General features: G+C 58.9%; 10 protein-coding genes (1 of these 10 running past the window's edge). 9 read left to right on the top strand and 1 reads right to left on the bottom strand.

Annotated features, from left to right (window positions below; all coding sequences use genetic code 11):
• Positions 1–781: the 5' portion of an acyl-CoA dehydrogenase gene (locus NWV16_RS01585; RefSeq protein WP_065260616.1), read on the bottom strand. Its footprint begins 401 nt before the window's first position; only the first 781 of its 1,182 coding nucleotides appear in the window; it begins with the start codon at positions 779–781; its stop codon lies off the left edge, out of view.
• A 158-nt stretch (positions 782–939) separates the two neighbouring features.
• Here NWV16_RS01585 and NWV16_RS01580 point away from each other — a divergent pair, with 158 nt between their 5' ends.
• From NWV16_RS01580 to NWV16_RS01540, 9 genes are all read left to right on the top strand, one after another.
• Entirely contained in the window at positions 940–1,839 is a 900-nt protein-coding gene (locus tag NWV16_RS01580) for a LysR family transcriptional regulator (RefSeq protein ID WP_260521711.1), read from the top strand.
• Positions 1,840–2,273: 434 nt separating this feature from the next.
• On the top strand, positions 2,274–3,395 hold the full coding sequence (locus tag NWV16_RS01575) for a Re/Si-specific NAD(P)(+) transhydrogenase subunit alpha (RefSeq protein WP_260521710.1): 1,122 nt from the start codon (positions 2,274–2,276) through the stop codon (positions 3,393–3,395).
• A 15-nt stretch (positions 3,396–3,410) separates the two neighbouring features.
• Positions 3,411–3,731, top strand: a complete 321-nt coding sequence (locus tag NWV16_RS01570) for an NAD(P) transhydrogenase subunit alpha (protein ID WP_003220416.1) — start codon at positions 3,411–3,413, stop codon at positions 3,729–3,731.
• Positions 3,731–5,179 (top strand): NAD(P)(+) transhydrogenase (Re/Si-specific) subunit beta, encoded by a 1,449-nt coding sequence (locus NWV16_RS01565; protein WP_065260620.1) that lies wholly within the window; start codon positions 3,731–3,733, stop codon positions 5,177–5,179. Before NWV16_RS01570 ends, NWV16_RS01565 begins: the two co-directional genes overlap by 1 nt.
• A gap of 216 nt (positions 5,180–5,395) precedes the next feature.
• Positions 5,396–6,889: an acetyl-CoA hydrolase/transferase family protein gene (locus NWV16_RS01560; protein WP_260521709.1), complete on the top strand. Its 1,494-nt coding sequence runs from the start codon at positions 5,396–5,398 to the stop codon at positions 6,887–6,889.
• 320 nt (positions 6,890–7,209) lie between these two features.
• The gene (locus NWV16_RS01555; RefSeq protein ID WP_003220409.1) at positions 7,210–7,425 is read left to right on the top strand and encodes a DUF1127 domain-containing protein; all 216 of its coding nucleotides are present in this window, start codon (positions 7,210–7,212) and stop codon (positions 7,423–7,425) included.
• Between the two features lie 257 nt (positions 7,426–7,682).
• Positions 7,683–7,892, top strand: a complete 210-nt coding sequence (locus tag NWV16_RS01550) for a DUF1127 domain-containing protein (RefSeq protein WP_260521708.1) — start codon at positions 7,683–7,685, stop codon at positions 7,890–7,892.
• Between the two features lie 135 nt (positions 7,893–8,027).
• A complete protein-coding gene (locus tag NWV16_RS01545) occupies positions 8,028–8,345 on the top strand; it encodes a DUF2388 domain-containing protein (RefSeq protein WP_065260623.1) in 318 nt (105 codons plus the stop codon).
• Positions 8,346–8,452: 107 nt separating this feature from the next.
• Positions 8,453–8,761 carry a DUF2388 domain-containing protein gene (locus NWV16_RS01540; protein ID WP_260521707.1) on the top strand — a complete coding sequence of 103 codons (309 nt, stop codon included), beginning with the start codon at positions 8,453–8,455 and terminating at the stop codon, positions 8,759–8,761.
• Positions 8,762–8,783 lie beyond the last annotated feature (22 nt).

The raw sequence follows: 8,783 nt of genomic DNA, 5'->3' as shown, positions 1-8,783 counted from the left end.
CCAGCGCCCCCCAGGAGATGCCATACCGAGCAGAGTTGAGACAGGTGAACGGACCTTTCAGACCGCGCACGTCTGGGAAGATGTTCTCTTCCGGCACGAAAACGTTGTCCATGACGATTTCACCGGTGATCGAAGCCCGCAGGCCGACCTTGCCGTGAATCGCTGGAGCACTCAGACCTTTCCAGCCCTTCTCCAGGACGAAGCCACGGATGTCACCAGCGTCGTCCTTGGCCCAAACCACGAACACATCGGCGATCGGGCTGTTGGTGATCCACATCTTGGCGCCGGTCAGGCTGTAGCCGCCTTCGACCTTGCGTGCACGGGTAATCATCGCGCCCGGGTCGGAACCGTGATTCGGTTCAGTCAGACCGAAGCAGCCGATCCACTCGCCGGAAGCCAGTTTCGGCAGGTACTTCTGCTTCTGTGCTTCGGTACCGAATTCGTTGATCGGCACCATCACCAGCGAAGACTGCACACTCATCATCGAGCGGTAGCCAGAGTCGACGCGCTCGACCTCACGAGCTATCAAACCATAGCTGACGTAATTCAGACCGCTGCCACCGTACTGCTCGGGAATGGTCGCACCCAACAGACCGACCTCACCCATTTCACGGAAGATCGCAGGATCGGTCTTCTCATGGCGGAAGGCTTCTAGAACGCGTGGTGCAAGGTTGTGCTGGGCGAATTGCTCGGCGGTATCGCGGATCATGCGTTCTTCTTCAGTCAGCTGTTGATCCAGCAGCAGTGGATCGATCCAGTTGAAGCTAGCTTTACCGCCCATGAGTGAGTCCTCGCAAATCGGGTGAATTGACGTGGAATCGATCCTAGGCCCGCTTCGCCATCCCGACAAACGAAGATTTTGCATCCTGTTGTGCTACTTTCTCACTCCGAAACGTCGCCAGGTGCCTTCCATGCGGCGTATTAGTGAGGTTGACGTACATGCGCCGCAAGATACCGAGCACCACCGCCCTGATCAGTTTCGAAGCCGCCGCCCGCCATGAGAGCTTTACCCGGGCGGCTGAGGAACTTTCTCTCACCCAGGGCGCCATTTGCCGACAGATCGCCAGTCTCGAAGACTTCCTCGGTGTCGAACTGTTCCGACGCTCCCGACGTGGGGTAAAGCTGACGGAAGCGGGCCTTTCCTACAGTCGACGAGTCGCTACCCAACTCGATGCGGTAGAACGCGACACCCTGTCAGTGATGGGACAACAAGGCACCAATGTCATCGAACTCGCTGTGGTGCCGACCTTCGGCACGCAATGGCTGCTGCCGAGACTGAAGGACTTCCAGCTCAAGCATCCGGAAGTGACGGTCAACTTGACCAACCGCACCCGTCCGTTCCTGTTTGCCGATACCGACTTCGATGCCGCCATATATTTCGGCGATGCGGATTGGTCGGGCACCGAATCGCACAGACTGATGGGTGAAAACCCGATGCCGGTATGCAGCCCCGCCCTGCTCGGCAACCGGAAGCTTCTGACACCCGAAGAAGTCGCGAACCTCCCCCTCCTCCAACAGACCACTCGGCCCTATGCCTGGCGGCAATGGTTCAACTCACAGCATCTGAGCATCCCCCGCGACATGACAGGTCCGCGCTACGAGCTATTCTCCATGCTGGCCCAGGCGGCCATGCACGATATGGGCATCGCGCTGATCCCGCCGTTCCTCATTCAGCGCGAACTGGCCGAGAAACGTCTGGTCATTGCCAACCCCAACGCGCTCTCCAGCGTCAAGGCGTATTACCTTATGATTCCGGAGCGCAAAGTCGAATCGGCGTCCCTCAAGGCGTTTCGCGACTGGCTGGTGAATCAGGCACACAGCTACAGCCCTGAAGATTAAAGGGCTCCATCAATTACTAACCCCGTAGTCAGAAAAATCAAAGCCCTACAGATATAACTATTTGTCGCAAATCGACAGACTGTATACGAAGGTCGTACAGACGTCCCAAAAGCGCCTGCCGACGTGGCTTTGCGCCCTCATTCACGACTCATTGCAGTCTATTCACGTCACCGATGAGAAAATTCTTCAAATTCATCCAGACTCCTTGAAAGGCACGGCCTGCAAGGGATTCATCTGGCCATCTGCGACATTCGGTCACGGGATGACTTGTAGTTAATTTTCCGTCACCCGTCATAATCCCTTGAAGGGCATAAACTTCGCCTGCAAAATGCCGCGCCCCGCCCTGATTCGGCGGGATCGTGCTGATCGGCCGCCCCAGTCGCACCATCCGTAGTGCATGGGTTTACTCAATAAGATCACGCAGGAGATTTGACGTGCACATTGGTGTTCCTCTCGAAACCCAGACCGGTGAAACACGGGTTGCTGCAACGCCGGAAACCATCAAAAAGCTGATCAGCCAAGGTCACAAGGTCACTGTGCAAAGCGGCGCCGGCGTTAAAGCCAGCGTTGTCGACAGTGCCTATGAGGCGGCGGGCGCAACCATTGGCAGCGCCAATGACGCGTTTGGCGCCGAGCTGATTCTCAAAGTGGTCGCACCAAGCGATGCCGAGCTGACGCTGATCAAGCGCGGCACGGTACTGGTCGGCATGCTCAACCCGTTCAACAACGACATCATCACGAAGATGGCCGAGTGCGGCATCACCGCGTTCGCCCTGGAAGCGGCTCCACGCACCTCGCGGGCCCAGAGCCTCGATGTGTTGTCCTCCCAGGCGAATATCGCCGGCTATAAGGCCGTGCTGCTGGCCGCCCACTACTATCCGCGCTTCATGCCGATGCTGATGACCGCTGCGGGCACCGTGAAAGCGGCGCGCGTGCTGATTCTGGGGGCGGGCGTGGCCGGGTTGCAGGCGATCGCCACAGCGAAACGTCTAGGCGCCGTCATTGAAGCGTCCGACGTCCGGCCGGCCGTAAAGGAACAGATTGAATCCCTCGGCGCCAAGTTCGTCGACGTGCCTTACGAGACTGATGAAGAACGCGAATGCGCGGTCGGTGTCGGCGGTTACGCACGCCCGATGCCGGCGAGCTGGATGCAGCGTCAGGCCCAGGCCGTGCACGAGCGCGCCAAGCAGGCCGATATCGTCATCACCACCGCACTGATCCCGGGCCGCAAGGCACCCGTGCTGTTGAGCGCGGACACCGTGGCGCAGATGAAACCCGGCTCGGTGGTCATCGACCTCGCAGCCGCTCAGGGTGGCAACTGCCCGTTGACCGTGGCCGATCAGGTCGTGGTCGAGAACGGCGTGACCATCGTCGGGCCGACCAACCTCGCCGGTGAAGTCGCCGCAGATGCCTCGGCACTGTACGCACGCAACCTGCTGGACTTCCTGAAACTGGTGTTCACCAAAGAAGGCCAGTTCGAAGTGAACCTCGAAGACGACATCGTCGCCGCGTGCCTGATGTGCCGCGACGGCCAGGTCATCCGCAAAAACGCCTAAGCAGGGATTCAGACGATGGAAGAGCTTATCTCCCCCGGTATCTACAACCTGATCATCTTCGTGCTGGCGATTTATGTCGGCTACCACGTGGTCTGGAACGTTACACCTGCGCTGCACACGCCGCTGATGGCGGTCACCAACGCGATTTCCGCGATCGTGATCGTCGGCGCCATGCTCGCTGCCGCCCTGACCGTCACGCCACTGGGCAAGACCATGGGCACCCTCGCCGTGGCACTGGCCGCTGTCAACGTGTTCGGTGGCTTCCTGGTCACCCGCCGCATGCTTGAGATGTTCAAGAAGAAAGCCCCGAAAGCAAAAGAAGAGGCGCCCAAGTAATGAGCATGAACCTCGTCACGACGCTCTACCTGATCGCGTCGATCTGTTTCATCCAGGCCCTCAAAGGCCTGTCGCACCCGACTACGTCACGCCGCGGCAACCTGTTCGGCATGGTCGGCATGACGTTGGCGATCCTGACCACCATCGGCCTCATCTATAAGCTCGGCGCGCTCTCTTTAGAACAAGGCGGGGCCACTGCCGGTATTGGCTACGTGATTGTCGGCCTGCTGATCGGTGGCACCGCCGGTTCGATCATGGCCAAGCGCGTTGAAATGACCAAGATGCCGGAACTGGTCGCGTTCATGCACAGCATGATCGGTCTGGCAGCGGTGTTCATCGCCATCGCGGCGGTGGTCGAGCCGCAGTCGCTGGGCATCGTCAAGCAACTGGGCGATTCGATCCCGGCGGGCAATCGTCTGGAGCTGTTCCTTGGCGCAGCCATCGGTGCAATCACCTTCTCCGGCTCGGTGATCGCCTTCGGCAAGCTGTCGGGCAAGTACAAGTTCCGACTGTTTCAGGGTGCACCGGTACAGTTCAGCGGTCAGCACAAGCTGAACGCGGTACTGGGCCTGGCAACACTGATCCTCGGCGTTACCTTCATGCTGACCGGCAACCTCGCCGCGTTCGCACTGATGCTGGCTCTGGCGTTCGTCATGGGCGTGCTGATCATCATCCCGATCGGTGGCGCCGACATGCCGGTGGTGGTATCGATGCTCAACAGCTATTCCGGCTGGGCGGCAGCGGGTATTGGCTTCTCCCTGAACAACTCGATGCTGATCATCGCCGGTTCGCTGGTGGGTTCGAGCGGTGCGATCCTCTCGTACATCATGTGCAAGGCGATGAACCGTTCCTTCTTTAATGTACTGCTCGGCGGTTTCGGCAATACCGCGGACGCCGGTCCTGCTGGCGAGAAAGAAGCCCGTCCGGTGAAATCCGGTTCGGCTGACGACGCAACCTTCCTGCTGACCAACGCCGACACCGTGATCATCGTTCCAGGCTACGGTCTGGCGGTGGCCCGTGCACAGCACGCGTTGAAAGAGCTGACCGAGAAGCTGACCCACCACGGCGTGACCGTGAAATACGCGATCCACCCGGTGGCCGGTCGGATGCCTGGCCACATGAACGTATTGCTGGCCGAAGCCGAAGTGCCGTACGACCAGGTGTTCGAGATGGAAGACATCAACTCCGAGTTCGGTCAGGCCGACGTGGTGCTGGTGCTCGGAGCCAACGACGTGGTCAACCCGGCCGCCAAGAACGATCCGAAATCGCCCATTGCCGGCATGCCGATTCTCGAGGCGTTCAAGGCCAAGACCATCATCGTCAACAAGCGCTCGATGGCCAGCGGCTATGCCGGCCTGGACAACGAACTGTTCTATCTGGACAAGACCATGATGGTGTTCGGTGACGCGAAGAAAGTCATCGAAGACATGGTCAAAGCGGTCGAGTAAACCGCTGATTGTTGTACCCGGACGCCCCGACCTGTCGGGGCGTTTTTGTTTGCAAAAACCGTCGGACAATTTGCCGCGTTGTTGCAGATCCGGTAACGGTGTTTTACTTGAAACCCGCTAAATAGACGCCTCGTTTGCGACCTTGGTAGCGGGACAGGCGTCCGCGAAATTCACTAGACTGCGCATCCTGCTACTCGCTGCCCGAGAAAATAATCCATGTACCGTGACCGTATTCGCCTGCCTTCGTTGTTGGATAAAGTGATGAGCGCCGCCGACGCCGCTGCGCTGATTGAGGACGGCATGACCGTCGGCATGAGCGGCTTCACCCGCGCCGGCGAAGCCAAGGCCGTTCCCCATGCACTGGCCGAGCGCGCCAAGGTCACGCCGCTGAAAATCAGCCTGATGACCGGTGCCAGCCTGGGCAACGACCTCGACAAGCAACTGACCGAGGCCGGCGTCCTGTCCCGGCGCATGCCGTTCCAGGTCGACAGCACCCTGCGCAAGGCGATCAACGCCGGCGAAGTGATGTTCATCGACCAGCACCTGTCGGAAACCGTCGAGCAACTGCGCAACCAGCAACTGAAGCTGCCGGACATCGCAGTGATCGAAGCCGTGGCCATCACCGAACAGGGCCATATCGTGCCGACCACCTCGGTGGGCAACTCGGCGAGCTTCGCGATTTTCGCCAAACACGTGATCGTCGAGATCAACCTGGCGCACAACGCCAACCTCGAAGGTTTGCATGACATCTATATCCCGACCTATCGTCCGACCCGCACGCCCATCCCTCTGGTAAAAGTCGACGACCGTATCGGCAGCACCGCGATCCCGATCCCGCCGGAGAAGATCGTCGCCATCGTCATCACCCAGCAGCCGGATTCGCCGTCTACCGTCTCGTCGCCGGACGTCGACACCAAAGCCATCGCCGATCACCTGATCACCTTCCTCAAGCAGGAAGTCGATGCCGGACGCATGACCAACAAGCTCGGCCCGCTGCAGGCCGGGATCGGCAACATTGCCAACGCGGTGATGTGCGGGCTGATCGATTCGCCGTTCGAAGAACTGACCATGTACTCCGAAGTGCTGCAGGATTCGACCTTCGATCTGATCGATGCGGGCAAGCTGAGCTTCGCCTCGGGCAGTTCGATCACCCTCTCGGAGCGGCGCAACAGCGACGTGTTCGGCAACCTGGAGAAGTACAAGGACAAACTGGTGCTGCGCCCGCAGGAGATCTCGAACCACCCTGAAGTGGTTCGTCGCCTGGGCATCATCGGCATCAACACGGCACTTGAGTTCGACATCTACGGCAACGTCAATTCCACCCACGTCTGCGGCACGCGGATGATGAACGGCATTGGCGGTTCGGGTGACTTCGCGCGCAACGCACACCTGGCGGTGTTCGTGACCAAATCGATCGCCAAGGGCGGAGCGATTTCCAGCGTGGTGCCAATGGTCAGCCACGTCGACCACACCGAGCATGACGTCGACATCCTGGTGACCGAGGTGGGTCTGGCCGATCTGCGTGGCCTGGCGCCACGGGAGCGCGCCCGGGTCATCATCGACAACTGTGTGCACCCGGATTACCGCCAGGCGCTGAACGACTATTTCGAAAAAGCCTGCGCCATCGGCGGTCACACTCCGCACATCCTGCGTGATGCCCTGAGCTGGCATATCAATCTGGAAGAAACCGGGCAGATGCTGACGGCGTAATCCGCATCGATTTTCCGCTGGCGCAAACACAGTTTCGCCAGCGGGATTGTGAAAATACTTCACACCGCTAAAAACTGTACTACTGTATCGGTCTTTTTTTACGGATTTTGCCTACACAATCCTACGAACCGGATAAAAATGCACCAAATAAGCGCAGACAGGTACAGTTTGCTCGATTTTGACCCGTACACCCCCTATAAACAGTTAACTGGTCACGCACAATACAAGTGAACTGTATCTAGAGAGTCTGGCCAAACGAGAGGATCATGGGCACCAGTTAACCACTACCTGATCCCGCCACAAGCGGAAGGATGTCAACCATGGAACGTACACTCAGTTCCGAACTGTTCTTCGAAGACAAAGCTGCAAAAACCCAGGCTTCCCTGCCTCTGCGCGTTATCGCCAACCTGATGCTGTGGCAGCGCCGCATCTCCAGCCGCCATCAACTGGCTCGTCTGGATTCGCGTCTGCTGGCTGACGCCGGTATCAGCGAAGCACAACGTTACGAAGAGCTCAGCAAGCCGTTCTGGCGCTAAGTAGCGTCGCTGGCTCTGGTCGCGAGACCCACCGCCAGCAACCCGAATTGAACACACAAGACCCGTCGCGGGAAACCGCGACGGGTCTTGTCGTTTTGGGCTCGGGAAACATGTGACACAGATGCCTGCCCCGCAGACAGGTTCAGTTTTGTTTGAGTACAAACTGAACCAGTACAATTATTTCAGGGTGTCTCTGCCTTCCCCACGGCATCCGGTTCAACATGACCTTCCGCCGCTACTGGAAGAAGGAAGACGTCATGAATCACTTACAGGATGTTTCAGCAATCACGGTGAACCGCTCTGCTCGTTTCAGTCGTCTTCGGCGGCTGGTCAGAGATTTCTGCCAACGTCTTGAACGCGTCAGAACACGGCGCCTGCTGGCCCAACTCGATGCGCGGGATCTCGCCGATCTCGGCCTCAGCCACGCGGATCGACTGAACGAACTGGAGAAACCCTTCTGGCGCTAGCAATCTGCCCACTGTGCGAAGCTCGTGCACAGGCCTAATATCCCGGACAGAACGTGGCGAATGCCGTGCGACTGGCGTCTGACTACCCAGACACCAAGCCACCTCTCAATACGAAATTTCCAGAGGAGTTACACCATGTCCCGTCTTCGCCTGCTCAGTGCTGCAGCCTTGCTGGCCGTGGCAGCCAATGCCAGTGCCTCCAGTTTCATCGTCACCACAGACGCCGTTGTGGGTGCGCTGAAGTCTTCTTCGGACGCCACTTCCGACGTCAGCTCTTCGCTGCGTGACAACAAAGTCGTGATTGCCGCCCGTGACGACGCTGCCAGCTTCGTTGCCAGCGAAGGCCGGATCCGCGGCGTGAAACTGGAAAGTGCCCTGGACCTCATCCGCCATCAGGCACCTCAACTGAACGCGACCGACGCACAATTGGCGCAAGCCATCCTGGCGATCTGATCGGATATGGCGGGACGGGACACGTCAGTCGTGTCCCGATGTTTCGCCGCTGGCTCTGGTCCGGTCATTACGCTAGCCTTGGGGCTCACTTACAGCACCCGAGACTCATGCGTTTTCTTTCAAATCTGCTTATCCCTTCTGTCCTGTTTGCTGCCGGCTGGGCGACGTCGGCCGATGCCTTTGACGTCTCGACGCAAAACACCGTTGTCAGCGGTTACGCCACCAGCATGGTGTCTTCCGCGCCTTTCGACCGTAAACTAATGCTTGCCGCCCATGACGATGCCGCGGCATTCGTTGCCAGTGACGGCCAGTTACGAGGCGCTCAGCTGGAATCCGCACTGCATTATCTGCGCAAATCCCGGCCAAAACTTCATGTAAGCGACCTTGAACTGGCACAGGCAATTCTCGTCCAATAGTCATTCTTGTCCCTCCCGGAGT

The organism is Pseudomonas sp. BW7P1 (genome assembly GCF_024981055.1).
GTDB classification, from domain to species: Bacteria; Pseudomonadota; Gammaproteobacteria; order Pseudomonadales; family Pseudomonadaceae; genus Aquipseudomonas; species Aquipseudomonas bananamidigenes.
This window is presented reverse-complemented; position numbering and strand designations above follow the sequence as displayed.

Bases quoted from the DNA above. Each gene is read 5' to 3' on its own strand.
- NWV16_RS01540 (WP_260521707.1), top strand. From the start codon at position 8,453: ATGCGTTTTCTTTCAAATCTGCTTATCCCTTCTGTCCTGTTTGCTGCC.
- NWV16_RS01545 (WP_065260623.1), top strand. From the start codon at position 8,028: ATGTCCCGTCTTCGCCTGCTCAGTGCTGCAGCCTTGCTGGCCGTGGCA.
- NWV16_RS01550 (WP_260521708.1), top strand. From the start codon at position 7,683: ATGAATCACTTACAGGATGTTTCAGCAATCACGGTGAACCGCTCTGCT.
- NWV16_RS01555 (WP_003220409.1), top strand. From the start codon at position 7,210: ATGGAACGTACACTCAGTTCCGAACTGTTCTTCGAAGACAAAGCTGCA.
- NWV16_RS01570 (WP_003220416.1), top strand. From the start codon at position 3,411: ATGGAAGAGCTTATCTCCCCCGGTATCTACAACCTGATCATCTTCGTG.
- NWV16_RS01560 (WP_260521709.1), top strand. From the start codon at position 5,396: ATGTACCGTGACCGTATTCGCCTGCCTTCGTTGTTGGATAAAGTGATG.
- NWV16_RS01580 (WP_260521711.1), top strand. From the start codon at position 940: ATGCGCCGCAAGATACCGAGCACCACCGCCCTGATCAGTTTCGAAGCC.
- NWV16_RS01565 (WP_065260620.1), top strand. From the start codon at position 3,731: ATGAGCATGAACCTCGTCACGACGCTCTACCTGATCGCGTCGATCTGT.